This window comes from Hungatella sp. L36 (assembly GCF_014288035.1).
Genome location: NZ_JACOPC010000004.1, coordinates 317,192 through 343,909 on the forward strand (window position 1 = coordinate 317,192; position 26,718 = coordinate 343,909).

At 51.8% G+C, this 26,718-nt stretch carries 19 protein-coding genes; all 19 read left to right on the plus strand.

The window, feature by feature from the left end; all coding sequences use genetic code 11:
- Positions 1-47 precede the first annotated feature (47 nt).
- The 19 genes from H8S80_RS13005 (at position 48) to H8S80_RS13095 (ending at position 26,693) form a co-directional block, all read left to right on the plus strand.
- Entirely contained in the window at positions 48-791 is a 744-nt protein-coding gene (locus H8S80_RS13005) for an RluA family pseudouridine synthase (protein ID WP_025530037.1), read from the plus strand.
- Between the two features lie 205 nt (positions 792-996).
- Positions 997-2,622, plus strand: coding sequence for an AbgT family transporter (locus H8S80_RS13010; RefSeq protein ID WP_117631175.1), 1,626 nt, complete (start codon positions 997-999; stop codon positions 2,620-2,622).
- Positions 2,623-2,851: 229 nt separating this feature from the next.
- Positions 2,852-3,886, plus strand: coding sequence for a LacI family DNA-binding transcriptional regulator (locus H8S80_RS13015; protein WP_002601836.1), 1,035 nt, complete (start codon positions 2,852-2,854; stop codon positions 3,884-3,886).
- A 46-nt stretch (positions 3,887-3,932) separates the two neighbouring features.
- Positions 3,933-4,997 (plus strand): zinc-dependent alcohol dehydrogenase, encoded by a 1,065-nt coding sequence (locus H8S80_RS13020; RefSeq protein WP_117631177.1) that lies wholly within the window; start codon positions 3,933-3,935, stop codon positions 4,995-4,997.
- Positions 4,994-5,788 (plus strand): sugar phosphate isomerase/epimerase family protein, encoded by a 795-nt coding sequence (locus H8S80_RS13025; RefSeq protein WP_002601834.1) that lies wholly within the window; start codon positions 4,994-4,996, stop codon positions 5,786-5,788. Before H8S80_RS13020 ends, H8S80_RS13025 begins: the two co-directional genes overlap by 4 nt.
- 58 nt (positions 5,789-5,846) lie before the next feature.
- A complete protein-coding gene (locus H8S80_RS13030; RefSeq protein ID WP_117631179.1) occupies positions 5,847-6,899 on the plus strand; it encodes a Gfo/Idh/MocA family protein in 1,053 nt (350 codons plus the stop codon).
- A complete protein-coding gene (locus H8S80_RS13035; RefSeq protein WP_117631181.1) occupies positions 6,896-9,145 on the plus strand; it encodes a glycoside hydrolase family 65 protein in 2,250 nt (749 codons plus the stop codon). Before H8S80_RS13030 ends, H8S80_RS13035 begins: the two co-directional genes overlap by 4 nt.
- Positions 9,127-10,200 (plus strand): CdaR family transcriptional regulator, encoded by a 1,074-nt coding sequence (locus H8S80_RS13040; RefSeq protein WP_025530042.1) that lies wholly within the window; start codon positions 9,127-9,129, stop codon positions 10,198-10,200. The genes H8S80_RS13035 and H8S80_RS13040 overlap by 19 nt, the downstream gene beginning before the upstream one ends.
- Before the next feature lie 118 nt (positions 10,201-10,318).
- Complete coding sequence (locus tag H8S80_RS13045; RefSeq protein WP_002601830.1) at positions 10,319-11,668, plus strand: ABC transporter substrate-binding protein; 1,350 nt, start codon at positions 10,319-10,321, stop codon at positions 11,666-11,668.
- A 31-nt stretch (positions 11,669-11,699) separates the two neighbouring features.
- Positions 11,700-12,893, plus strand: a complete 1,194-nt coding sequence (locus H8S80_RS13050) for a carbohydrate ABC transporter permease (protein WP_117631183.1) — start codon at positions 11,700-11,702, stop codon at positions 12,891-12,893.
- Positions 12,890-13,933 carry a carbohydrate ABC transporter permease gene (locus H8S80_RS13055; RefSeq protein WP_002601828.1) on the plus strand — a complete coding sequence of 348 codons (1,044 nt, stop codon included), beginning with the start codon at positions 12,890-12,892 and terminating at the stop codon, positions 13,931-13,933. The genes H8S80_RS13050 and H8S80_RS13055 overlap by 4 nt, the downstream gene beginning before the upstream one ends.
- 10 nt (positions 13,934-13,943) lie before the next feature.
- A complete protein-coding gene (locus H8S80_RS13060; RefSeq protein ID WP_002601827.1) occupies positions 13,944-15,050 on the plus strand; it encodes an ABC transporter ATP-binding protein in 1,107 nt (368 codons plus the stop codon).
- 61 nt (positions 15,051-15,111) lie between these two features.
- Complete coding sequence (locus H8S80_RS13065; protein ID WP_117631185.1) at positions 15,112-17,781, plus strand: glycoside hydrolase family 38 N-terminal domain-containing protein; 2,670 nt, start codon at positions 15,112-15,114, stop codon at positions 17,779-17,781.
- A 3-nt stretch (positions 17,782-17,784) separates the two neighbouring features.
- Positions 17,785-19,467, plus strand: coding sequence for a sugar phosphorylase (locus H8S80_RS13070; RefSeq protein WP_117631187.1), 1,683 nt, complete (start codon positions 17,785-17,787; stop codon positions 19,465-19,467).
- 25 nt (positions 19,468-19,492) lie between these two features.
- The gene (locus H8S80_RS13075; protein ID WP_117631189.1) at positions 19,493-21,142 is read left to right on the plus strand and encodes an MGH1-like glycoside hydrolase domain-containing protein; all 1,650 of its coding nucleotides are present in this window, start codon (positions 19,493-19,495) and stop codon (positions 21,140-21,142) included.
- 36 nt (positions 21,143-21,178) lie between these two features.
- Positions 21,179-21,787 (plus strand): SGNH/GDSL hydrolase family protein, encoded by a 609-nt coding sequence (locus H8S80_RS13080; RefSeq protein WP_117631191.1) that lies wholly within the window; start codon positions 21,179-21,181, stop codon positions 21,785-21,787.
- 65 nt (positions 21,788-21,852) lie between these two features.
- Positions 21,853-22,935, plus strand: a complete 1,083-nt coding sequence (locus H8S80_RS13085) for a LacI family DNA-binding transcriptional regulator (protein WP_117631193.1) — start codon at positions 21,853-21,855, stop codon at positions 22,933-22,935.
- Between the two features lie 343 nt (positions 22,936-23,278).
- Complete coding sequence (locus H8S80_RS13090) at positions 23,279-25,258, plus strand: glycoside hydrolase family 127 protein (RefSeq protein ID WP_117631195.1); 1,980 nt, start codon at positions 23,279-23,281, stop codon at positions 25,256-25,258.
- A gap of 55 nt (positions 25,259-25,313) precedes the next feature.
- Complete coding sequence (locus tag H8S80_RS13095) at positions 25,314-26,693, plus strand: ABC transporter substrate-binding protein (RefSeq protein WP_002601820.1); 1,380 nt, start codon at positions 25,314-25,316, stop codon at positions 26,691-26,693.
- Positions 26,694-26,718: the final 25 nt, after the last annotated feature.

The window sequence follows — 26,718 nt, forward strand, 5'->3', positions numbered from 1 at the left end:
GAGGACTGGGCAGAAGCAGAGAACATAAAAAAACAGGAGTAATAAGGATGCTGAATATACTGTATGAGGATGACCAGATCATTGTTGTGGAAAAGCCGGTGGGAATTGAGTCGCAGTCCAACCGGACCTTTGAGCCGGACATGGTCAGTGAAGTGAAGAAACATATCAACAGTTTGTCCCCAAAAAAAGGGGAACCATATGTGGGAGTTATCCACAGGCTGGATAAGCCGGTTGGTGGAATACTTGTTTTTGGAAAAACAAAAGAAGCTGCGGGGGCTTTAAGTAAGCAGGTTTCCGGGCATCAGATGGAGAAAAAGTATCTGGCTGTTATTTGTGGAAAACCTGTGGATAACTTTGGGACATACGTGGATTATTTGTGGAAAGACGGGAAAAATAATATTTCTAAAATTGTGGATAAGGGGATAACCGATGCGAAGAGGGCGGAATTAAGCTATCGGGTCCTGGAGGAGCAGGAGGGAGAGGAGGGCCCGCTCTGCCTCGTGGAAATCGATTTGAAGACAGGACGCCACCATCAGATCCGCGTTCAGTTTTCCGGACATGGAACTCCGCTTTTGGGTGATTTGAAATACAATCCGGCCGGACCGAAGGTGGCCGGCCAGAGAAACGTAGCTCTCTGCGCCTGGAAGCTTGCCTTTACTCATCCGGGGAATAAAAAGAAGATGGAGTTTACGGTAAAGCCGCAGGGGACGATATTTAATAAGTTTAACAAAATAAGCGAGGAATCCCCCACCTCCGCAGGTGGAGGGATGAATCGCCAAAAACAAGCTTAACGGCAATATATCCCCCACTGACATGAGGTCAGGCTTATCTGGAAACCAGATAAAAGACAGTAAGGCTGTCATGTCATTATGAGCGATATATGGGCTCATAATGTGGATTGAAATAAAACAATCACAAAAAAGTAAAGTAAAACGCATACATAACTATACCTCATTCTGGTAAAAATAGAAAAGACCGAGGAGGTGTTTATTCTATATGAAACAGAATGAAGGGAAAAAGGAAAGAAAATCACTGGTTTTCCGTTTCCTCAATACCGTAGAGCAAGTGGGCAACCGGCTGCCTCATCCGATTACTATGTTCGCAGCGCTTGCCCTTTTTATCGTCTTTTTATCGGGAATTCTGGCTGCGGCGGGGATTTCGGCGGAAGGCGACGTGATAGACAGTACGACAATGGAAGTGACGACACAGACTGTGTCGGTGGTCAGCCTGATGGACCGCGACGGTCTCGTATACATGCTGACTCATATGGTAACCAATTTTACGGAGTTTGCTCCGCTGGGCGTGGTTCTGGTGACTATGCTGGGCGTGGGCTGCGCGGAGGGCAGCGGATACTTGTCGGCACTGCTGAAGAAGACGGTGTCGGTGACGCCCGCAAAGTTGGTGACGCCCATGTTAGTATTTCTCGGTGTCATGTCTAATGTGGCTTCGGACGTAGGGTATGTGGTGCTGATTCCATTGGGCGCAATGGTGTTTCTGGCATGCGGCCGCCATCCGATCGCCGGAATCGCCGCGGCGTTTGCCGGTGTGTCCGGCGGCTTCTCAGCCAATTTGCTGATCGGAACGCTGGATCCCATGCTGGCAGGTATCAGCTCCGAGGCGGCGCAGCTGGTCTCCCCCGGCTACGTTGTGGAGCCGTCCGCAAACTGGTATTTTATGATCGTGTCCACCTTTTTGATCGTGGCGCTGGGCAGCTGGGTGACGGACCGGATCGTGGAACCGCGTCTGGCTGGAGGCGTAAAACAGACTTACGGGGAAGGAAGCGAAGGCGGCGCGGCCGATGGATTGTCCGGCCAGCCGGCCGATTCCCCATCCGACCGGTCGGCCGTATCTCTGACCGGTCGGGAGAGAAAGGCACTCCGACTCGCCAATATAAGCTTTCTTGTGCTGGCCGCGGCGATCGCCCTGCTGGCATGGCCGCAGAATTCCTTTTTCAGGAACCCGGAGACGAAAAGTCTGATTTCCTCTTCTCCGTTTATGACGGGTCTGATCGTGCTGATCGCCCTGCTGTTCTTCGTGCCCTCCGTGGTTTACGGCCGTGTTTCCGGCGCATACAAAGGCGAGAAGGATGTCTGCGCCCAGCTGGGAAGCAATATGGAGGCCATGGGCGGTTATATTGCGCTGTCATTTGCGGCGGCTCAGTTTATCAGTTACTTTAATTATACGAAGCTGGGGACGATCCTGGCGCTGAAGGGGGCAGACGTTCTGGGCCATATCGGGGCAGGAGGGCCGGTTCTGATGGTGCTTTTTATTCTGCTGGCAGCGGTCATCAACCTGTTCATGGGCTCCGCCTCCGCCAAATGGACGATTCTGGCGCCGGTTTTCGTACCCATGTTTATGCTGCTGGGCTACTCGCCGGAGCTGGTCCAGGTGGCGTACCGCATCGGGGATTCTGCTACCAACCTGATTACGCCGCTGATGGCCTACTTTGCCATGGTGGTGGTGTTTGCTAAGAAGTATGATGACAATTCCGGGATCGGGACGCTGGTATCCACCATGCTTCCATACTGCATCTGTTTCCTGATCGGCTGGTCGCTGCTGCTCATCCTGTGGATGGGGGCCGGACTGCCTCTGGGACCGGGAGCGGGCCTGATGATTTCATAGGAAAATGAGAGAGAGCCGGAGCTGGGCGCGCTGGAAGAAAAGCGCCGGGGTCCGGCTCTCTTTTTCAGAGGCCGCCGCCCCCTTTGTGCATCTGCACAATCGCCGAATGAGAATTCAAATAAATGCATAAAGAATGCCCCGGCAAATTGACAAAGAAAATGGTTTGTTTTAAAATGACAACGTAGGACAAAATGAAACAGGACACAGGACAAAATAAAACGGAGAGAGGGTGGTTGAGATTCAAAAAGCAAATATGATGCAGATTGCCGAGCACTGCGGCGTGTCTTTGAAGACGGTATCCAGGGTATTAAATCATCCCGAGCAGGTGAGTCCGAAGACGAGGGACGCGGTGCGGAAATCGATGGAGCAGTGCGGCTTCCAGGTAAACCTTCTGGCCAAAGGTTTAAAACAGAACAGAACCAATATCATCATTGTTTTTCTGGACAAGCACAACGGCGACTATATGAACTTATGGAGAAGCGAGATGCTTAAGTATCTGTTCCGCTATTCCAGCGGCATCGGTTTGAAGATCATTGTGTCTCCATCCGACAGCCACGGTTTTCTGGAAGATGAGACGGATGGATTTTACCTGCTATCCAGTGGTATCGCCGACGGCGCCATACTGCTGGAACATATGGCAAAAGATCAGAGAATCGAGTATTTGAAACGGACCGGAACTCCGTATGTAGTCCTTGGACAGCCGGAGGAACAGGATATCCCGGCGGTCAGCCTTGACAACTTCGATGTGGGGTTAAAGGGAGGCGGATACTTAAAAGAGAAAGGCTTTAAAAAGATTTGTTACCTGACCAATGACGCAAATTTCTATTCTACGAAGCTGCGTGTCGGCGGCTTTTTAAAGGCAGTCCCGGAAGGCCGCGTCGTCTACGGCGTGAAAGACGCAAAGACCGCGTACGAAAGAACCAGGGAGCTGCTGCAGGAAGGGGCAGCAGACAGTATTTTCACAAATGGAGACAACCGGTTCCTGGGAATCTACAGGGCCGCGGCCGAGTGCGGATACAGAATCCCCCAGGATTTGGGCGTGTTGTCGGCAGACGATCTGGCCGTCAACGAGGAAGCATATCCGTCCCTGTCGTCTCTGGGTCAGGACTTTGAAGGTTTGGCGGAGAACTGCATCACTCTGCTCCAGTCCCTCCTTCAGAAGAAGCAGTGTCATGAGGCACTGATCCGAGAGCAGATTTTCCTGCCGTCCACCATTAAGGAACGGGAATCGACCAGAATTACCGGCATAGCCGGGACAGAGTAAAGAAAATTAAAAAGTCTATATAATAGAAGAGTTTGGAGGAAGCATCATGAAGAAGCTTGTAGCTGCGGCGCCGAGAGTAGCCGAATTAAAGGATTATGAGGACAGACCGATTCAGAGTAACGAAGTGAGAGTGAAGGTGGAGTTTGCCGCACCGAAGCATGGAACGGAGTTAGCCGATTTCAGAGGCACAACACCATTTATCGATGGAAAATTTGATAATGACTGGAAGGTATTTGTGGATAGAGACGCGGAAGAGCCGCGCGGAATTGAGTTCGGCGATCTTCCCATCGGCAATATGTTTGTCGGAACCATCATTGAGGCAGGCGCTGATGTTACGGAATATGCGGTAGGCGACAGAGTGTGTTCCTACGGACCGATTAAGGAGACAGAGATTGTCAATGCCGTGGACAACTATAAGCTGAGAAAGATGAGCAGGGAAGCTTCCGCGAAAAATGCCGTCTGCTACGATCCGGCACAGTTCGCATTGGGCGGAATTCGTGACGCCAATGTCCGCTCCGGCGACAATGTGGTCGTAATCGGACTGGGCGCCATCGGACAGCTGGCGGTACAGATGGCAAAGAAGTCAGGCGCCTCCATCGTGATTGCGGTGGACCCCATTGAAAAGAGAAGAGAGATCGCAGGAAAGTACGGTGCCGATTACTGCTTCGACCCGACCGCCTGTGACGTGGGATACGAGATCAAACGCATTACCGGAAAGATGGGTGCGGATGCGATTCTGGAGACCAGCGGCAGCGTGCAGGCCCTTCAGTCCGCGTTAAAGGGGCTGGCATACGGCGGAACTATCGCCTATCTGGCATTTGCAAAGCCATTTCCGGCGGGGCTCTGGCTGGGACAGGAAGCTCATTATAATTACGGCAAGATCGTTTTCTCGAGAGCGTGCAGCGAACCGAACCCGGATTATCCGAGGTGGAACAGAAAGAGAATCGAGGACGTGGTCTGGGATATGCTGATGAGCGGATATTTAGACTGCTCCGAGATCATCGATCCGGTCGTGAAATTTGAGGATTCAGCAGAGGGCATCTGCACTTATATGGATAAGGAACAGGAAAAGAGCATAAAGATGGGCGTTACATTTGGAGGTGAAGAATGATGCTGCTTGGTACACAGGACAGGGATTTTTTTCCGCAGGACCTGACAGAAAAATTTAAATTTGTAAAATCAATCGGCTTTGAATGCTTCGAGATCGATGGAAAGGTGCTGATGGAAAAGCCGGACGAGATCAAACGGGCTGTCTGCGCTTCCGGCCTTCCGGTCTCCAGCGCCTGCGGCGGATACCGCGGTTGGATCGGCGATTTTATCGAGGAGAAGAGACTGAACGGCATTGCTGATTTGAAGGTGATCATCCGGAATTTAAAGGAAGTGGGAGGAACCGGCGTGGTGGTTCCTGCGGCCTGGGGCATGTTTACATACCGCCTTCCTCCGATGGTATCTCCGAGAAGCCGGGAAGGAGACAGAAAGGCAATTCTGGACTCTTTGAGCCAGCTTGAGGAGACGGCGAAGGAGTGCGGAATCTACATCTACTTAGAGCCGTTAAACCGGTATCAGGACCATATGTTAAATACGATTGAAGACGCAGCTTCCATTATCGACGAAGGAAAATTTGAGATGGTGAAGATTACGGGCGACTTCTATCATATGTCCATCGAGGAGGATGATATCTCCGAGACACTGGAAAAATATAAGGATTATATCGGCCATATCCATATCGCGGAGAATCACAGATACCAGCCGGGTACCGGAAGTATTGATTTCAGACGCCATATGGAGACGTTAAAGAGGATTGGATACGACGGAGCGGTTGTGAATGAGGGAAGAATCCGCGGGGAAGATCCGCTGAAGGTCTATGTGGATTCCATTGCTTATATGAAGCAGTTTATGTAAAACAGTTTAGGTAAATCATTTCATACATAACCAGCAATTGCAATACAGGGAGAAGGCCATGAGCAAACTTAGGGTAGCAGTTATCGGGTCCGGGCAGGTAGCCCGGACCTCCCATATCAATCATTATAAGAGCCTCCCGGACGTGGAGGTAAGCGCGGTCTGCGATGTGAATCAGGAGGCGGCGAAAATGGCGGCCGATGAGTTTCTTATTCCATCCTGGTACACGGACGCCGGGACCATGCTTGAGGAGGTCCGTCCGGACGCGGTCAGTATCTGTGTGCCGAACAAGTTTCACTGTGATATGACGTGTCTCTGCCTGGAACACGGCTGCCACGTCCTGTGTGAGAAGCCGCCGGCGATCACGGAGGAAGAAGCGGAGAAAATGCGGGATACCGCAAGGCGGTGCGGAAAGATCTTAACGTTTGGGTTTCATTTCCGCCATGCGGAAAAGATCACCTTTCTGAAGAGAAAGATCGAAGCCGGTGAGATGGGAACTCTGTACGCCGGGGACGTGACCTGGCTTCGGCGAAGAGGGATTCCGGGATGGGGCAATTTCACAAACCAGGAGATGCAGGGAGGCGGTCCGCTGATCGATATCGGCGCTCACATGCTGGATCTGGCCGCCTGTCTGCTGGACTACCCGGAAGTATCCTATGTCTGCGCCTCCTCCTCGGACCTGATCGGAAAACAGGGCGGAACAGGCTTCATGGGAAGCTGGGACGGCGCCAGATTCGGCGTGGAGGACGGCCTGTTCGGATTCATTCGATTTACCAACGGCGGTTCCTTACATGTAAGGACCTCATTTGCAGTCAATATCGCCGATAAGGAAGAGAGAAATGTCCGCCTGTACGGCAGCAAACGGGGAATCAGCGTGTTTCCCTTAGGAATCTACGGCGATGAGGAAGGGCAGCAGGTGAACGCGGTCTATCCCTTCGATGAGACGAAGGACTGGCATTACGACTGCATCAGAAACTTTGTGGAGAGCTGCATGGGCCGGGCGGATATTCTTGTCACGCCGGATCAGGCCGTCTATGTGCAGAAGCTGATTACCGGTTTATACCGATCCGCCGGAACGGGAAGACCGGTCATATATGGGAATGGAAATCTATGATCTATTACAAAACAGAGGAGAAGGAAAAAGGATTCCGTTTTTACGAACCGGAACGGAATCCGGATTATAACAGAAAGACAGAAGCCGTTTTCGCACAGTGCAACGGCTTTCTGGGCATCCGGGCGTCCTTCGAGACGAAGCAGCTCGATGAGTCGAGGGGAACCTTTATCGGCGGCCTGTACCATAAGGCCGGTGTCCATGAGGTGACGGAGCTGGTAAACTGCCCCGATGTCACCGAATTCAGAATCCGTATCAATGGGGAGAACCTGCGCCTGGATTCCTGCCGTCTGACGGATTACGACCGCTCACTGTATACAAGATACGGAGAGCTGGAGAGCCGGATCGGATGTGAAATGAAGGCGGCCGGTGGTGTCACGCTTACCTCCAGGAGATTCGCATCTGCGGACAACCGGCGGCTGTTCTGCCATCAGCTGTCGCTCTCCTGTGAGAAAGGCGGTATTCTGGAGCTTTCCACCGGAATCAACGGACAGATTACAAACAGTGGAGTGTCCCATTTCGACCATATGGAAGCCAGGGTATTTGAAAAAAAACGGATGTTCCTGGAATGCGGATGCGACGATGGGCAGATACTATCTGTTATGACGGTATGCAGCACAGGCGAAAGCCGTGAGACGGCGGCCTTTCATCTGGAACGGAGAGGAATCTGTCAGGACTTTAAAAAGGAGCTTCGGCCGGGAGAGGTGTGGACAATCTGTAAGTATACGCTGTTTTATGTGGAAAACGGCGAAGAAGCTGCCGGAAAGACGGCCGGTCAGACCGTGACGGAGATGGCGGACGTCCTGGAGGAAGCGCAGGAGGCTGGCTGGGACGGGCTGAACCGCCGCCACAGAGAGGCGTTTGACCGATTCTGGGATATGGCAGCCATTGAGATCACCGGGGCTTCGAAGGAAGAGCGGGCCGCTGTGGAATTCGCAGAGTATCATCTGGCGGGCATGGTTCCCTGGGACGGCTGTTCCTGCAGTGCGGCTGCAAAGGGCCTGACCGGGGAAGGCTATAAGGGCCATGTCTTCTGGGATACGGAGATCTTTATCATGCCATTTTTTATTTATATGTTTCCGGAGACAGCGAGGAATCTGCTGCTTTACCGGTACCATGGCCTTGCTGGGGCGCGGAAGAAGGCTGAAGAGTATGGATACTCCGGAGCCATGTATCCCTGGGAGGCGGCGTCCTCCGGCGAGGAGGAGACGCCGCTTTACGCGGCAATCGACATTCATACGGGAAAGGCCGCGAAGGTATGGTCGGGAATCAAGGAGCACCACGTGACCGCGGATATCATTCATGGGCTGATCTCTTACTATCAGGCGACCGGCGACCGGGAATTCATGGAGCAGTACGGATGCCGGATGATTCTGGAGACCGCTGTATTCTGGCACAGCAGAGCCGTCTGGAACGAAGAGAAGGGCCGTCTCGAGATTCGTGATGTGATCGGTCCGGATGAGTACACGGAGCATGTGGACAATAACGCATATACCAATTACATGGCTTACGAAAATGTAAAAGCGGCGGGAGATGTCCTGGCCTCCTGGAATAACCCTCTGGCGGATTCCTACCGGGAAGAGGGATGGAGCGAGCGGTTTGACCATTTTCTCCGCTTCCTCTATCTGCCGGAGCCGAATGGTGAGAAGATTATTCCGCAGGACGACACCTTTCTCAGTAAAAAGAAGCTGCCGGACATTGAGAAATACAGGAACGCGGACGTGCGCCAGCTGATCTTAAAGGACTACAGCCGCAGCCAGGTGGTGGACATGCAGGTACTGAAACAGGCGGATGTGGTCATGCTGCTGGAGCTTCTGCCAGGCCGGTTTGACGCAGAAACCGTTAAGAAAAACGTGGAGTTTTACGAGGCACTGAACACTCACGATTCCTCCTTGAGCCTCTGTGCACACGCCGAGGCGGAGGCCGTGATTGGGGAAATGGACATGGCGATGAAATTTTTCCGTCAGGCGATGGAGATCGATCTCTGTGAGGGATATAAGGATTCTGCGGAAGGAATTCACGCCGCATCGCTGGGCGGGATCCTTAACTGCATCCTGAGGGGATTTGCAGGGATAAAAACGGATGGCGGAACGTATCGGTTTACTCCGCATCTGCCGGACCACTGGCAGTCCATACGTTTTTCCTTTATGGATCATGGAAAGAAGAAAACGGCCGTGGTGTCTGGCAGTCCATTTGAAGAACGGACTGCCAGAGAGGGGATGGAGATCACATGTACGAAAATTATCTGAATACAGAGAATGCGCAAAAGATTGCAGACGGGATTATGAAAATCATCCCCTGCAATATCAACATTACGGACACGGCCGGAGAGATCCTTGCAAGCGGTGACAAAAGCACGCTGGGAACGCTTCACAAGGGAGCGCTGACCGCGCTGAAGCGGAAGGAAGCCTATGTGATATATGAGAGCACTCCCACAGAACAGAAGGGCGTCAGCCTTCCGATTATCTATAACAACAGCATACTGGGCGTGATTGCAATCGGCGGGGACGTGGAAGAAGTGATGCCTATCGGGCAGATCTGTTTATCCATCGCGGTTCTGACCATTGAAAACCGTCTGCTGAGCGATATGTCCTCCATTAAGGAAAGCCGTCTGAAGGATTTCCTGTACGAATGGATCGGCTTAAGCAAGGAACAGTACGACGACGCATTTTACGACCAGGCGGCGTATTTAGGCATTGATATGAAGATTCCGAGAACCGCAGTCGTCATAACCAGCAGCAGAATCCGCTACAGCATCATTGAAACCATAAAAAGCCATCTGGCGGCGGGAGAGTACATCGTGCGTCAGGGTATGGAGGAGGTCCTGATTCTGTTCCGGTCGGATAAAAGGCTGGAATCGCGTCTGGAGAAAATACTGGATATCAGCAAAGATCTGGAGAACTGTTATATTGGTGAATCCGATGTCATTGCCAGCAGAACGACAAACTCCGTCATGCAGACGTTTCACATAGCCAGGGCGCTGAATATCCGCAAACGGATTCTGTGCTACCACGAGGTTTCGCTGGAATGTCTTCTTAATAATATAGAAGTGACCAGGGAGCTGGAGGAGATCCTGAAGCTTCTGGAGGAGCGGGATGTGGACGGCGTCTTGAAGGAGACGATAGCCGCTTACGTGGAAGACAACGATAACTATGCCCAGATCTGTGATAAGCTTCATATTCACCGCAATACGTTAAACTATCGTCTGGCAAAGATCGAAGAGCTGCTGAACCGGAACCCGAGACGGGCGAAGGATTTGATGATGCTCTATATCGCCGTGATTAAAATGGGCGGGGAAAAGTAGAAACGGCAATTGTGCAAATGCACAAAAGCGTGGCCCGGGTTTGGGCGCTGCCACATTGTGGTAGGAATGTTGGAATGTTATAATGTTATCATCAACAAATGGTAAAGGAGAGGGAACAATGAAAAAAAACTTAACGAAGAAATTAGCGGCACTTGGTCTTGCAGTAATAACGACGGCGAGCATGGCGGGATGCTCATCGAAGCCGGCTGAGACAAAGGCTCCCGAGACGACGGCGGCAGCCGGAGCAGAGAGCACGGAGGCGCCGGCGACGGAAGCAGCCAAGAAGGAAGCCGGCGGCTCGAACGTCTTAAAGGTTACCTACAGCGGCACTCCGGAAATTCATGAAAAGCAGTACTTGATGGATACCTTCTTCAAGAACTTCGAAGAGGAGAATAACTGTACCGTAGAAGTGGATTTTGTGGCTCAGGCGGACGCGGTGAAGAAGATCCAGTCGGAGCAGGAAGGCAAGAATTACATAACCGATATTATCTACGCTGACACAGCAAACATGGCGCCATACGTGAACGGCGGCTGGATGCAGGATATTACAGAGCTGGTAAACAGCACAGGATCGACCTATACTCAGATGTTTGACAACACAACGAATAAAGACGGTGTCCGCTACTTCGCTCCGTTTACCTTCGATGTATACGTAACGTGTGCCAATAAGAAGGCCCTGGATTACCTTCCGGACGGACTGACAGAAGAAGATGTTGTTACCGGTATCACATGGGAACAGTACGCAGACTGGGCGGTTGCGATCGCAGCCGGTGAAGGCGAAGGCAAGACCATGATGCCTGCCAACTTAACAAGCTCCCAGCTGTTATACCCGATGGGCGGCATGAGCCTGGCTTATGGCGGAGGTTTCCCGGAATTTACCTCTGACGGATTCAAGGAGGCGCTGGGGATTATCGCTAAGATCGCGGCAGGCAATGGATTCTACGCGGAGCAGGATCAGTACACCGCACCGACAGATCCGTTAAACAGCGGCGACGTATGGCTGACATTTGCACATATGGCACCTGTTGGTACAAGCTACAACGCAGCTCCCAACAACTATGTAATCGGCGCGGCTCCTAAGGGAAGCAAGGGCGCAGGCTCCACATCAGGCGCATGGTGCTACGGCATCGCTCAGGGTGCTCCGAATCAGGAACTGGCAGAGAAATTTATCAATTACATCGCAGATCCGGAAGTAAACTATGAATTCTGTTCCAACTACGGCGGATCCTTAAGCCCGATCGAAGAGGTTGGCGACATTCTGGAATCCAGCGACGTAGTGATGAGAGCCGGTATTGAAATGTTAAAGACCACGATCGTAACCGGTGTACCGGCAGCAGAGTATTCTGACTGGAACGCGGTAAAACTGCTTTACGGTGATATTTTTAACGATGTATTAAAGAATAAAGCGGTTCCTGGAGATGATTACCTTGCAGAAGAGCAGAGTAAGCTGGAAGCATTGAAGAACTAATCAATTATGCAAAGGCCTGGAAAGCTGCGGTGTGGTAATACGATGTAACAGTTCAGACGGCGGAAAAATCAGTGCAAAGGCGGGCGTTAAGCTTGCTTATAAGACCGTTTTTGCACTGATTTTTGCATCGGATGGATATCCGATGCTTCTTGACCGGTATTTCGGTCAAGAAGATGAGCCGTCTGAACTGTTACAATACGATCTTCACCGGGCATTTCCAGGCCTTTCTATTATACAGACAGGATTATCCTGCCTAAAGGAATGGGGGATATATTTGAACGAGAACGATTCAAAACAGACGACAAAAAAAGCAATATTCAGTAAAAAAAGCATTCCCTATCTGCTTCTGCTCCCGGCATTCCTCTTTTATGCAGTATTCTGGCTGCTGCCGGTGCTGTCGGGGGTAAAAGAGGTTTTTACTGATTTTGACGGCAATTTCACACTTCTTGGCAACTTTAAGCTGATGGCCCAGTCCGACTTAATCGGCCCGGCAATTTTTAACACCGCAACATTTGCAGCAGTCTCAGTTGTGCTTCAATATTTTCTGGCGCTTCTCTTAGCCGTACTCCTTTCGAGAAAGTTCAAAAGCTCCAAGCTTTTGATGTTCATTTCCATGATTCCCATGGCCATTACCCCGACCGCAGTAGCGATACTCTGGAAGACGGGACTGGTCAGAGATGGCTGGATCAACACCGTTCTGATCGGATTACACTTAATTGACAAGCCCATCGTGTTCATGGGGGCGGAGGGACTGTCCGCAGTCTTCCTGATCATCCTCATCGACACCTGGACCGTAACCCCTTCCGTCATGATTATCTTAATTGCAGGACTTCAGGGGGTACAGAGGGAATTAAAGGAGGCGGCATACCTTTTTGGAGCCAACAAATGGCAGACCTTTAAGGATATCGTGATTCCGATCTTAAAGCCATCCATCACCACGTCGATCATTATGAGACTGATCGCGGCCATTCAGGTATGGTCGATCGCGGTTATGGTATTGGGATACAGCAAGGTTCCGTTCCTGGTGGAGCGAATCGCGTTCTATGTCGAAGCCGTACCCGGTGTCAACACGAGCCAGAAGCTCGCATTTACGCTCTCCTTCTTGACGACTCTGATCGTACTGTGTGCGACGGTTGTGTACTTAAAGGTATCGAAGGGCGCGGGAGCCGGTTCCCACGAAAAAGGCAGGAAACGCCTGGCTAAAGTGAAGGAGGCAGCAAAATGATGGACAAACTGAATATCGTACAGAAAACCGTTATGGCCCTGATACTGGCGACCATGGTCCTCCTTGTGGCGGTTCCGCTTCTTGCATTTACAACGGTTGCATTTTCCAACTCCGTCGAAATGACGGAATTCCCCAAACGGCTCATCCCCAAGCGCACGGTCACCGTCAAGGTGGCGCCGACTTCGGAGGGGGAATTCGAGATTTTCTACGACAGCGGCGAGGGATATGAATCCATTATCACGACGAAGAGAGCCTCCAAGCTGGAAGCGCACTTTACCAGACAGTATGCGGTAACAGTGCCCGGTGAGGAGCTGGTCGAGGATTTTAAGCAGACTCTGACCAATGGCCCCATGGAGTTTACCTATAAAAAAGACTTATTTTATAATTTCAAGACGTTCTTCAGTATCGTGCCAAACGCGGCCGCGGCGCTGAAAAACAGTATTATTGTTTCACTCTACACGATTCTGATTTCCCTGGGAATCGGCAGTCTGGCCGGGTTCGCCATGGCCAGGTTCCAGTTTAAGTTTAAGGAACAGATTAATGTATCGCTTTTAATCGTCCGCATGTTCCCGGTGGTGGGAATCAGTATTCCCATGGCAATGCTTTTGATTAAGTTCGGCCTCTTTGATACGAGAATCGGTCTGGCGCTTCTCTATTCCGTCCCCAATATCGCGCTGACGGCATGGATCACCAACAGTATCTTCATCGGAATCAACAAGGAACTGGAAGAGGCGTCCATGATATTCGGAGCCAACAGTGTGCAGACTTTTGCGAAGATCACCCTGCCGCTGGCCTTTCCGGCCCTGGCGGCGAGCTCGATGTATTCGTTTTTAACAGCCTGGAATGATACCATTTCAGCCCTGATCCTGACCAATAAAAACCAGACGCTGTCCCTGGTTGTCTATAAGGCGATCGGAACCACCTCAAGCGGAATCCAGTACGCGGCGGCGGGAAGTATCGTGCTGATCCTTCCGGCACTGGTGTTTACATTCATTATCAGAAAATATATCGGTCAGATGTGGGGCGGAGTAGAATTATAGGAGGAAGCTTATGAGCTATTTGGAAATCAAGAATTTGCAGAAAAAATATACGAAAGATGGTCCGCTGGTTGTTAATAATATGAATTTATCCATTGAGAAGGGAGAGTTCATCGTATTTCTGGGACCATCCGGCTGCGGCAAGACGACCACCATCCGCATGATCTCGGGACTCGAGGATATCAGCGGCGGTGAGATATTAATCGACGGGGAAGACGTAATCGGAAAGAAGCCGAAGGACCGCGGCGTATCCATGATATTCCAGAGCTACGCCATCTGGCCCCACATGACGGTATTTGACAATATCGCCTATCCCTTAAAGCTCCAGAAGGTGCCGAAGGATGAGATCAAAAAACGCGTGACGGCGGCCGCGGAAGCCACCGATATCGTAGGGCTCTTAAACCGTTATCCGGCGCAGATGTCGGGCGGACAGAGACAGAGGGTTGCCGTATCCAGGGCGATCGTTGTAAAGCCGAAGATCTTCCTGATGGACGAACCGCTGTCCAACCTGGATGCAAAGCTCCGTGTGTCGATGAGAACCGAGCTGAAGAATATTCATATTCAGCAGAATTCCACCAGCATTTTCGTTACCCATGACCAGTCTGAGGCCATGAGCCTTGCAGACAGAATCGTCGTCATGTACAAGGGCAGGATCGAGCAGATCGGCACGCCCATGGAGGTATATCAGGACAGTGCGACCAGATTTGTCGCAGAATTCATCGGCACGCCGCCGACCAATTTCTTTGTCACAAAGATCGAAAAGACAGCAGACGGCCTGATGGCTGTAAACGATGATATTCACTATCTGGTGCCGGATTCCTTAAAGGATGCGCTTCTGCCGTACGCAGGCAAAGAGGTGGACTTAGGCGTGAGGCCGGAATACATCGATCTGTCATTCTCCATGGAGCGGACAAAAGGTTACTTATGTGACACCGTCATTGATTTCGTGGAGCCCCAGGGTTCCCACGCCATTCTGATCACAAAGATCGGCGGAAATGAAGTGAAGATTCACACCACCACCTGCATGGAGATGGCACCAAAGACGAATGTGGCGTTAAACGTGAAGGACGATAAGGTGATGTTCTTTGACCGCGATACGTCCTTCAGGATTAAGCAGTAATCGGAATCAAGCAGCAGTCAGATAAGTAGGAAACCGTGCAACGGTGGAAAGAGGATGCAACATGGATAAGATTCTGATCGCGGCATCAACCCATTGGGACCGTGAGTGGTACCGTACCTTTCAGGAGTTCCAGATCCGGCTCTGTGGTCTGATGAACCGGCTGATCACCCTTCTGGAACAGGATGAGGAGTTTCTGTGCTATACCTTTGACGGACAGTCGGTGGTTCTGGAGGATTACCTGGAGATCTACCCGGAAAACAGGGGGAGAATCGAAAAGCTGGCGGCGGAGGGGCGTCTCGTATTCGGGCCGCTCTACAATCTGCCGGATGAGTTCCTATCCGGAGGAGAGGCGCTGATCCGTAATTTCCTGCTGGGAGATGAGGTATGCCGGTCGGTTGGAGGCAGGCTGAACGCGGGTTATGTGCCGGATAATTTCGGCCATCTCTCCCAGCTTCCGCAGATACTAAACGGCGTGGGAATCGATACGGCGTTCTTCTTCCGGGGAGTGGACCGGACGGAATACAAAGAAAAGGAATTCTGGTGGGAGTCCCCGGACGGGTCCCGCGTCCTGTGCGAGTATATGATTCTGGGATACTGGAGTCTGAAGAGCTGGGGGAAAATGGGAAAGACCGCGGCAGAGCATTTCTACGATGCCTACCGCACGTTAAAGGAATCCAGCCGTTTAAATACCTTTCTGCTGATTAATGGTTCCGATCATCTCTATCAGGACCCGGATTTTACGGCTATGGTGAGAGACGTGAAGGAAACGTTTCCGGAGCTGGATATCAGGAATGGTTCCATTGCCGATTATGCGGAAATGGCGAAGGAAGCGGCGGGCGATTGCCGCGGACTGAGAACGGTCAGAGGGGAGCTGCGGGATTTCCGGTACGGGCCGGATCCGACCGCGGTCACTTCCTGCAGGGGCCGGATCAAACGCCTTCTGTTTGCGGTTCAGTCGCAAGTGGAACGGTACGCGGAGCCGCTGGCCGTCCTGGCCTCTGCCTGCGGAGACGGATTTGACTATCCGGGAGGGCTCTTCGGAAAAATTTGGAGAAACATCTCCATATCTCTGGGACACGACGGAATCTCCGGCTGTTCCACCGACGAGGTGATGGATGATATCAAGTCCTATTTAATCCATGCGCTCCAGTCCTCCTCACGGATCAGCGAGGCGGCGATGGAGGAGCTGACGGGACGGGAAGAGTATGGACAGGCTTCCGGCGATGAGTCGTATCTGGCGGTCTTCAATCCCCATCCATTTGCCTATACAGGGATGACGGAACAGACGGTGCACTTGGAGAAGGCCGGAGGCTGGAAGGATTTCGTGCTTTACGGGGACAACGGCGAAGAGATTCCCTATGAAATTCTGGAACTTTCGGATGAGGTGATCACCCGGGAATACCTCTACAACAGCAAGGAGAAGGTCCCGAGAACGTGTGTAAAGATTTTATTCCCGGTAAAAGATATTCCGGCACTTTCCATCCGGTATTTCCGGATTCAGAAGAGCCGTCTTCTGGAGAAGCGGTGCCAGGAATTCTACGTGCGGCGCCAGCCATCCGGGGCTAAGATTGAAAACCAGCGTTTTTCTGTCACCGTCAATGAAGACGCCAGCATCAATGTGCTGGACAAAAAGAACGGACAAATATACCGGGGACTGAACAGCTTCGTGGACAGAGGCGAGGCGGGAGATGAGTATCAGCACGTGTCTCCGCTTCTGGACGAACATGTGCTGGCAAGGCTGACGGGCGTATCCGTAATTCACAACAGCCCCCTGTCACAGAAGCTTAAGATAACGGCCGAACTGAACATACCGGACCGGGCGGACCGCGGATTTTTAAAGCGCTCCGCCAAGTATCGGGTGTGCCGGATCGTAACACTCGTCTGTCTGACTGAGGGAACGGACCGGGTGGAATTTACGGTACAGATCGACAATCCCTGTCCGGATCACATCCTGTTTGCCAGATTCCCGGTGGCATTAAAAAATCCGGCAGAATACTCAAACACAGGCTTTGAGGAGACGGAGCGGACCGGGGAAAGAAAGGACTTTGCACCGGAGCTTAAATCGACGCAGTCCCTGTTAAACCCGATGCGGGGATACGCAGGACTCAGGGGGAAAAAGGAAAGCGCCTCGCAAGGAACGGCGGCGGAATGTGATGGAAGCTTCCACGTGATGGGAAAAGGTCTTTATGAGTACCACACGAAGAAAAACGGAGAGACAGTGGATTTCTATATCACCCTGCTTCGGAGTACGAGTTACTTATTCCACGGCCTTCCAGCCTCATGGCTGGATGGACAGGAGAGCACCACCCCTGTGGTGGAGACGAAGGGAGCCATGGAGCTGGGGGAGACCACTGTGGAATACGCGGTTCTGTTTGATGAAGAGAATCCGGCCAGGGAGGCAGAGAAATACTTATATCCTCTCTATGGAACGGACATACCGCACCTTCCGGCAGACAGAGGGGCCGGCGGATCCTTCTTAAGCTTTGACAACGAAAACATCCTGCTCAGCGCCCTTAAGAAACACCGGACAATGGACGGAACGGTGGTGCGTTTCTATAACAGAAGCAGCCACGAGGAGGAACTGGTGATCCGCACCGGCCGGGAGATCGGTGAATGCCGGGCGTGCAGCCTTTTGGAGGAACTGGAAGGAGAAGTAAAGCACACGGCGGACACCATAACCTGTACGGTACCGGGAAATAAAATCATAACACTATATATCGCATGGAGATAGAATATGGACAGCATAAAAGAACACTTACAAAATTTATACCCGGACTGCTGGGAGGAACTGGAACAGCGGATAGAAGCACTGACGGAATCGTGGAAGCTTAAGATGGGGAGTACCTCCGGTGAGGCGCTTTATCCATGGGTGAGCAAGGACGATGTCATGCTGATTACGTACGGTGACGGAATTAAAAGAGAGGGGGAAGCGCCTCTCGCGACACTCCGCTCATTCTTAAACGAGGAGCTCTCCGATACGGTGAGCGCGGTCCATTTACTTCCCATGTTCCCCTATACGTCGGACGACGGATTCTCAGTGACGGATTTTAAGGAGATCAATCCGGAGCTGGGAGACTGGGAAGATATCGGAAATCTGGGGAAACAGTACGATCTGATGTTTGACGCGGTGATCAATCACGTCTCTAAGTCGAGCCGGTACTTTAAAGAGTATGCGGCAGGAAATCCGCACTACCGGGGATTCTTCATCGAGGCGGATCCCGATGGGGACTACAGCACCGTGATCCGGCCCAGAACGCAGCCGCTGCTCACGAAGTTTGATACTTCCATGGGGACGAAGTATCTGTGGACCACCTTCAGCGAGGACCAGCTGGATTTAAACTACAGGGACCCGGAAGTCTTAATGGAGATTCTCGGCGTACTTCTGCTCTACGCGGCGAAGGGCGCGCGGTTTATCCGGTTTGACGCCATCGGCTTTGCCTGGAAGGAGCTGGGGACGACCTGCATGCATCTTCCGCAGACCCACGAGCTGATCAAGCTGATGAGGTGTGTCCTGGAGTCCTGCGCAAGGGGCTGCACGATTATAACAGAGACCAATGTGCCTCATAAGGAGAACATCAGCTACTTTGGCAGCGGCTATGATGAGGCCGGGCTGGTTTACCAGTTTCCGCTTCCTCCGCTGACTCTGTACTCATACTTGAGCGGGAGCGCGGAGCATTTATCGGACTGGGCGGCGGGGCTGGAACCGACCACGGAAGCGACTGCCTACTTTAATTTCCTGGCATCCCACGACGGAATCGGCCTTCGCCCGGTGGAAGACATCTTAAGCGAGGGGGAACGGCGTCTCATGGTGGCACAGGTCATGGAGCGCGGCGGAGAAGTCGGTTACCGTTCCCTGGCCGACGGCAGTATGGTCCCGTATGAACTGAACATCAATTACCTGGACGCCATAGCCGGCAACGAGACGGATATGGGGAAAATGGTCCGCAAATTCCTCGGCTCCCAGTGTATTCTGCTTTCCGTCATGGGGATGCCTGCGATTTATTACCACAGCCTTCTGGGCTCCAGAAACTGTTATAAGGATTTCGAAGAATCAGGGATCAAGAGACGGATTAACAGGGAGAAGCTTGACGCAGACCAGCTGAAGGCGGAACTCTCGGATCCGGATTCCTTAAGAAGCCGGGTGCTGGCCGGATACAGACAGATGTTAAAGATCCGGAAGCAGGAGGACGCGTTCTCGCCCAACAGTCCGCAGCAGGTTCTGAAGCTGGATGAGAGAGTGTTCGCGCTCTTGAGGGGAACGAAAGAAAATCAGATTCTGGTACTTATCAATGTATCGGATGATGTGGTAGAATTGAAGACAGGAATGGCGGGAAGCGGTCTGCTTTCCGGTAAACAGATGAATCAGGAGGTCACGCTGGAGCCATATGAATATCTGTGGATGAAGATTAACAGCTGACATTATAAAAGAGGAGAAGCAGGGTATGGACAGAGATTACAGCTTTTTGGATTCCCTCGACAGGGGAATGTATTTTGATAAGAAAGAGTACGACGGAGCGCCGCTTTTAAGCTACGAAGAGGTAAAGGACAGGCTGCCGGTTCCTATCGTATCCAGCCATCCGGAGTGGGTGGACTGCTACAAGTATGCGATTCAGGTTTTATATACCAACGTACACCGTCCGACAGAGGGCAGCGGGTTTGTGAGCAATTTCGTGGACGCCGCGTTTAATGATGATATTTTCCTCTGGGACACGGTATTTATGACGCTGTTCTGCAATCTTCTTCATCCTTACGTTCCGGGAATCTGTTCCCTGGATAACTTTTACTGCAAGCAGTTCGATGATGGGGAGATACCCAGAGAGATGGTGCGGGAGACGGGAAAAGATTTTCTCCTGTGGGTCAATGCCTTTGACAGCCCGCTGTACTCCTATTTCCAGAATCACTACGGCTTCCGTACCTTAAGAGAACTGGGAAAGCTGCCGTATGAGGACATGTACAAGCCGAATATGGGCCGCATCATCGAGAAGAAGCCGTATCTGACCTTAGACAATCTAAACCATCCCCTTCTCGCCTTCGCGGAATGGGAGAGCTACTGCCATACGAGAGATGCGGCGCGTCTTCACATGGTATTTGAGCCGCTCTACCACTATCATGAGGCGATGAAGTACCATCTGCGCCATCAGAACGGTTTGTACGTTACGGACTGGGCGAGTATGGATAACTCACCGAGAAACAAGCATCTGGGACTCGCAGTGGATACCAGCAGTGAGATGGCCATGTTTGCAGGCAATCTGATTGACATCATGGATGTCCTGGTAAAACGGGGATACGAGGTGCCGGATTACGATATACGGCGTGAAGGCCTCGTGAAGGACCGCACGGTTCTGATCGAGAAAATCAATCACTATATGTGGAACGAACAGGACGGATTTTACTACGATATGACATTTGGCGAGCGCCAGACCAGAATCAAGACGATCGCGGGCTTCTTCCCGCTGGTGTCCGGCGTGGCAGATGAGAAGCAGGGAAAACGTCTCATCGAATGGCTGGAGGACAAGGAGACCTTTAACCGCGTACACCGGATTCCGGTTGTGGCTGCGGACGAAGAGGGATACGATCCAAGAGGCGGATACTGGAGAGGCTCCGTGTGGGCTCCGACCAACGCCCTCGTCACCTGCGGACTGGAGAAGCACGGATTCCATAAGCTGGCCAAGGACATCGCCATCAACCATCTGGACGTGATCGCAAAGGTCTATGAGCAGACGGGAACTATCTGGGAGAACTATCCGCCGGATGAGATATCCAGCGGGGATGCAGACAACAAGGATTTTGTGGGCTGGTCCGGCCTTGCTCCGATTCTCTATCTGATCCAGTACGCCGCAGGCCTGTCCCTCGACAGGAATGAGACGGAAACGACGGTCCGTTGGGAGATATCCGAGCATCTGGTGCGGGGAGGCGTTCTGGGCTGCAAGCGGTACTGGTTTGCAGGAAAGACGGCTGATTTCGAGGCAAAGGACGCAGGCGGGTCCCTTGAGGTGAGCATCCATACAGAGGACTGCTTCAAGTTAAATCTGATCTATCAGGGCGCACAGCACTCGATTATGGTGCAGGGCGACATGAAGCTGACATTTTAAATTCTGACTTGTATGACAAATGAGGCGTGATATTTTATGAAGACAATAGCGATTTACGGCGACAGTATTTCAACGGGAACACACGGGGAGGGCGGCTATGAGGCCATGCTGAAAAGCAGCCTCTCCCTGGAAAAGGTGTATAATTTTGCCGTCGGCTCCAGCGGACTGACGCGAAAGACGCCCGGCGGCATGCTGGAGGTGCTCGATAAGAATCCGGTTCCGGAAGACGCAGAGCTGTTTCTTATCTGGCACGGCAGCAACGACTGGTACTGGGGAAGCGGGATGGAAGAGTTCTCCCATGGGGTAAAGGAAGCTGTGAACAGGCTGCGCGCCGCGGCTCCCACCGCGGAACTGGTCTGGGTGACTCCGATCTACCGGTTTGAGTGTCCGGATGGCATGGCGCAGGCGGGAGAGGCTTACGAACTGTCCAACAAAAACGGATACACCATGCTTGATTACTACGAGGAGCTGGAGCGCTCCAGTAAGCGGCTGGGCTTCCCGCTCATCGACATGCGGCGGCTGTGCGGAATTCACCGCGATAATGCCGGTATATACCTGGAAGACCGGGTTCATCCCAACCGGGCGGGCTACCATAGGATCGGCGCGGTCTTAGACCGGGAGATTCAGAGATTTTGTATATATTAAACGTTTCAGCTTGACATTTCCCCAAAAATCTGTATTAATAGTTTTAGAGACTTGGGGGTGATTGAATGGCAACCATAAAGGAAATTGCGAAGGCGTGCAATGTTTCCGTGGCAACGGTATCAAATATATTGAATGATAAGCCCGGGGCCAGCGCGGCGACCAGGAAAAACGTGATGGCCATGATTGAGAAGATGAATTACACGCCAAACGTGGTGGCCAAAAATCTGAAGCTGCAGAAAACGAGAAGCATCGGCGTGATCGCCGAGGATATGACCATATTCAGCATTCCGGATATCATAGATGGAATTACGGAACAGTGTGAACAGGTGGATTATCAGATCCTTCTGATCAATTTAAGGCTTTATAAAAAGTATAATGATACCTACTACAGCAAGGACGACTACTACGAGGTGGTACACCGTGAGATTAAAAAGCTGATGCAGAAGCAGGTGGAAGGAATCATCTATGTAGCGTCCCATGAGCGGCCGATCTTATGTATACCGGAGAACCTTCCCATACCGGCGGTGATGGCCTACGGCTATTCCAGGACACCGAAGGTGCCCTCCGTCGTGGTGGACGACTGCCATGGCGCATACGAGATCACGAAATACTTAATCGAGAACGGCCATACGAGAATCGGCGTGATTATGGGAAAAGCGGACAGTATCCACGCGCAGTCCCGGCTGGTGGGATACCAGGAGGCGCTGTTTGACAGCGGAATCCTCTATTCCCCGGGTTTCGTGACCGAGGGAGACTGGAACAGGGAGTCAGGCTATGAGGGCATTACGAAGCTTCTTGCAAAGGATATCACGGCGGTATTCTGCATGAACGACCTGATGGCGGGCGGCGTCTACGACAGGCTGGCGGAGTTAGGCATGACGGTGGGTGAGGATCTGTCCGTGGTGGGCTACGATAACCGGGAGCTGTCCAGTTATTATAATCCGCCGCTGACGACCATTGACCTGCCGCTTCACGATATCGGCTACCGGGCCAGCGAAATCATGATTGAGATGCTGGAAGGCAGGGAGATCAGCGAGGAGGAGTCCGTTTGCGCAGTGGAGTGCACCAGGCGGATTCGGAAGTCGGTGAAGGATATATCCGGAAAGAATATGTCTGAGAAGAATGCATCAGAAAAGATTCCGAAGTGACAATGATAGGAAGTACGATCTGCCAACCGATATATATCGGACAGGTAGACTGTACTTCCTTTTTTTGCAGTCATAGGAAAAACCTATACTTGTAGTCAAAGTGCCCTATATAAAACGATTAATAAAATGGAAAAATTGCGCAAAAGTACTTTACAAGGCGATTTTGTTGTGATATTATCTAACATATAAAACAAAAAGATGGATCGAAAGTATGAAAAAAGCATATTGAATGCATAAATGATAAGAAATAACCGATAAAAACATGCCATACGTTAATAATGGTATTTTTTTTATAACATTTATATTAATCGTTTAATATAACGAGAAAGGAGGAAATGCTAAGATGTTTCAGGAAATACCGCTGAGAAATACGAAAATTACCGATGAATTCTGGAAACCTTCCATTGATCTCGTGAGAGAAAGTATTATCCCGTATCAGTGGGAAATATTAAACGATTTAGTAAAGGACGCGGAGCCGAGCCACTGCCTGCACAATTTTAAAGTGGCTGCAAAGGAAGAAGAAGGAGACTTCATGGGAGCCGTGTTCCAGGATACGGACGTGGCGAAATGGCTGGAAGCTGTGGCGTATACGCTGGAGGCTTTTCCGGATGAGGAGCTGGAGCGGCTGGCCGATGAGACTATCGCACTGATCGGGAGAGCCCAGCAGGAAGACGGTTATCTGGATACATACTTTATTATAAAGGAACCGGAGGGACGGTTTAGAAATCTCCAGGAGGGGCACGAACTCTACACCGCGGGCCATATGATAGAAGCCGCTGTTGCCTACTATCAGGCCACCGGGAAGGACGAATTTTTAAAGATTGTCTGTAAAACGGCTGATCTGCTCTGCGATACCTTCGGGCCGGAGGCGGATCAGATTCACGGATATCCCGGCCACCAGGAGATCGAGCTCGCACTGGTTCGTCTTTACCGCGTGACCGGAAGACGGCAGTATCTGGAGCTTGCGAAGTATTTTATCGATATCCGAGGCGTGGGAGCGAATTATTTTCTGGAGGAGCAGAAGAGGAGAGGCGGCAGGGGAATCTTTCCTGAGTTCTCCGGATATGACCCGGCCTATTCCCAGTCCCATATGCCGGTGCGGGATCAGAAGACGGCGGAGGGACACGCAGTCAGAGCCGTCTATATGTACTGTGCTATGGCTGATCTGGCGTTGGAATACGGGGACGAAGCCCTGATGGATGCCTGTAAGACTCTCTGGGACAATATGACCGGAAAGAGAATGTACCTGACAGGAGGAATCGGTTCCTCCGGCATTCTGGAACGGTTCACAACCGATTACGACCTGCCAAACGACCGGAATTACTCCGAGACGTGCGCGTCCATCGGCCTGGCTCTCTTCGGGAGCCGCATGGCGAGAATCACAAAGGACGCTTCCTATATGGACACCGTAGAGCTGGAGCTTTACAACAACATCCTGGCGGGAATCGCCATGGACGGAAAGAGCTTCTTCTATGTAAATCCCCTGGAGGTGTGGCCGGACAACTGCATGAACCGGACTTCCATGGAACACGTCAAGCCGGTGCGCCAGAAATGGTTCGGCGTTGCCTGCTGTCCGCCCAACATTGCGAGAACGTTAGCAAGCCTGGGCCACTATATCGCATTTCGAGAAGAAAAACGGGTTTATGTAAACCTATATGTAAGCACCGTGATCGATGGAATCCTGGAGGATCCGGAAGACCGTCTTAACCCGGAGCATACTCAAAACTCGAAGGGGTCTCTTAAAATCGAGAGTCAGATGCCCTGGAAAGGCCGGTGTGAGATTACACGAGGCGGAGGTGGCGGGAAGGAGATGGAGCTGGCGCTCCGGATTCCCGCATACGCGGAAGGATTTGCAATAACAGGACGTGACGGCAGACCGGTCCGGTGGCATGAGGAGACGGGGTACGCCGTACTGGATGAGGACGGCGGCTATGACCCGGTCATTCTCACCTGGAATATGCCGGCCGCCTATGTGTGGGCCAATCCCATGGTACGGGCTGACGCGGGAAGAGTGGCCGTTAAGAAAGGGCCTGTCGTGTACTGTCTGGAAGAAACGGACAACGGCGCGAATCTGGCCGGAGTCTTTGCAGATACTTCCCAGCCGCCGGCTGAGACCTGGGAACCGGATCTTTTAGGCGGCGTGGTAAGCGTTTCCATTCACGGCAAACGGCTGTCTGCAGGAGCGCCGCAGGAGAAGAAGCTGTACGCCGCAGAACGGCCGCAGTTAGAAGATGTTTCGCTGAAGGCGGTTCCATACGCCAGGTGGTGCAACCGCACGCCGGGTGAGATGACCGTATGGATGAAGGAATTATACCATGTGTGATGCAGGCCAATAAGCCTGATCAGAATAAATGATTCAGAATAAGGAGGAAACTTTTATGAGAAAACGAGTATTAGCAGTTTTACTGACGGCAGCGATGGCAGTTTCAGCCCTCGCAGGATGCGGCTCCAAGAGCGCAGATACGAAAACAGATGATACCAAGGCCGCCGAGACGACGACAGCTGCTTCCGCAGGCAAGAATGAGATGGCCGTGGAAGGCGACGATGTCACCACCTTAAATGTATGGACCTTCATCGAGCTGCACCAGCAGTTTTATGTAGACATGGCGGAGAAATGGAACGCAGAGAATCCGGATAAGAAGGTGAAGCTGGTCTTAAGCAACATGGCTTACGATGATATGCACAACAAGCTGTCTCTGGCTCTGGAGTCAGGCGAAGGCGCGCCGGATATCGTGGATATCGAGCTGGGCAAATTCCCGGCGTTCATGACAGGAAAAATCGGCCTGATGGATCTGACATCTGCAATCGAGCCGTACAGAGACACCGTTGTAGAATCCAGACTCGACATTTACTCCAAGGATGGAAAGATCTACGGCTTCCCGACCCACGTAGGAACCACGGTAGCTTTCTATAACGAAGATCTCTTAAATGCGGCAGGCGTTGACTACAAGAGCATTAAGACATGGGATGACTTCAAGGAAGCGGGCGTCAAGTACTACGAAGCAACCGGCAAGTATTTCGCATGTATCGAAACCAGCGCACAGTGGATGATCAACCTGATGCTGGCTCAAAAGGGCGGAAATTACTTAGACGCTGACGGCAATGTCAACATCACCAGCGACGAGATGGTAGAAGTACTGACCTACATAAAGGGAATGCAGGATACAGGCGCATTTGCAACCGTTCCGGGCGGACAGCCTGACAACGAGGAAGCGTATCCGTTCTATAATTCCGGCGACTACGCAGCACAGATTATGCCTTTCTGGCAGACCTCCAGATACACCAACTACATGACCGACTTAAAGGGCAAGGTAGCAATCGCAGCCGTTCCCGCATTTGAAGGCAGCAAGGTTCAGACCATCGGCGGCGGCGGTACCGGTACGGCTGTTGTAGCCAGCGGCGAGCACGCAGACCTGGCGGCAGAAGTGATGGCATACATCAAGCTGTCTGCTGAAGCAAGTAAGGAAATCTGGAACGTATTGGGCTTTGACCCGGTCAACACAGAAGTATGGACCGACACGGCGCTGACACAGAATCCGGATAACCAGTTTGTACAGTATTTTACCACCTATCCATTTGACGTATTAAATGAAGTAAAAGACAGTATCGGTCTCTTGACCTGCTTTACAGATGAGAAGATGCCGTCCATCAACAACGAATTCTGCAACGTAACGCTCAACAGCATTTACGAGGATGGAATGGATATTAAGGAAGCACTGACCCAGTCCCAGGAAACGTTGGACAATGAATTCAGATAAGTTATGATGGAAAGCATCGAGGAAA

Excerpts from the sequence above, each read along its gene's own strand:
- H8S80_RS13005 (WP_025530037.1), top strand. The coding sequence starts at position 48 with ATGCTGAATATACTGTATGAGGATGACCAGATCATTGTTGTGGAAAAG.
- H8S80_RS13010 (WP_117631175.1), top strand. The coding sequence starts at position 997 with ATGAAACAGAATGAAGGGAAAAAGGAAAGAAAATCACTGGTTTTCCGT.
- H8S80_RS13020 (WP_117631177.1), top strand. The coding sequence starts at position 3,933 with ATGAAGAAGCTTGTAGCTGCGGCGCCGAGAGTAGCCGAATTAAAGGAT.
- H8S80_RS13025 (WP_002601834.1), top strand. The coding sequence starts at position 4,994 with ATGATGCTGCTTGGTACACAGGACAGGGATTTTTTTCCGCAGGACCTG.
- H8S80_RS13030 (WP_117631179.1), top strand. The coding sequence starts at position 5,847 with ATGAGCAAACTTAGGGTAGCAGTTATCGGGTCCGGGCAGGTAGCCCGG.
- H8S80_RS13035 (WP_117631181.1), top strand. The coding sequence starts at position 6,896 with ATGATCTATTACAAAACAGAGGAGAAGGAAAAAGGATTCCGTTTTTAC.
- H8S80_RS13040 (WP_025530042.1), top strand. The coding sequence starts at position 9,127 with ATGTACGAAAATTATCTGAATACAGAGAATGCGCAAAAGATTGCAGAC.
- H8S80_RS13045 (WP_002601830.1), top strand. The coding sequence starts at position 10,319 with ATGAAAAAAAACTTAACGAAGAAATTAGCGGCACTTGGTCTTGCAGTA.
- H8S80_RS13055 (WP_002601828.1), top strand. The coding sequence starts at position 12,890 with ATGATGGACAAACTGAATATCGTACAGAAAACCGTTATGGCCCTGATA.
- H8S80_RS13060 (WP_002601827.1), top strand. The coding sequence starts at position 13,944 with ATGAGCTATTTGGAAATCAAGAATTTGCAGAAAAAATATACGAAAGAT.
- H8S80_RS13065 (WP_117631185.1), top strand. The coding sequence starts at position 15,112 with ATGGATAAGATTCTGATCGCGGCATCAACCCATTGGGACCGTGAGTGG.
- H8S80_RS13070 (WP_117631187.1), top strand. The coding sequence starts at position 17,785 with ATGGACAGCATAAAAGAACACTTACAAAATTTATACCCGGACTGCTGG.
- H8S80_RS13075 (WP_117631189.1), top strand. The coding sequence starts at position 19,493 with ATGGACAGAGATTACAGCTTTTTGGATTCCCTCGACAGGGGAATGTAT.
- H8S80_RS13080 (WP_117631191.1), top strand. The coding sequence starts at position 21,179 with ATGAAGACAATAGCGATTTACGGCGACAGTATTTCAACGGGAACACAC.
- H8S80_RS13085 (WP_117631193.1), top strand. The coding sequence starts at position 21,853 with ATGGCAACCATAAAGGAAATTGCGAAGGCGTGCAATGTTTCCGTGGCA.
- H8S80_RS13090 (WP_117631195.1), top strand. The coding sequence starts at position 23,279 with ATGTTTCAGGAAATACCGCTGAGAAATACGAAAATTACCGATGAATTC.
- H8S80_RS13095 (WP_002601820.1), top strand. The coding sequence starts at position 25,314 with ATGAGAAAACGAGTATTAGCAGTTTTACTGACGGCAGCGATGGCAGTT.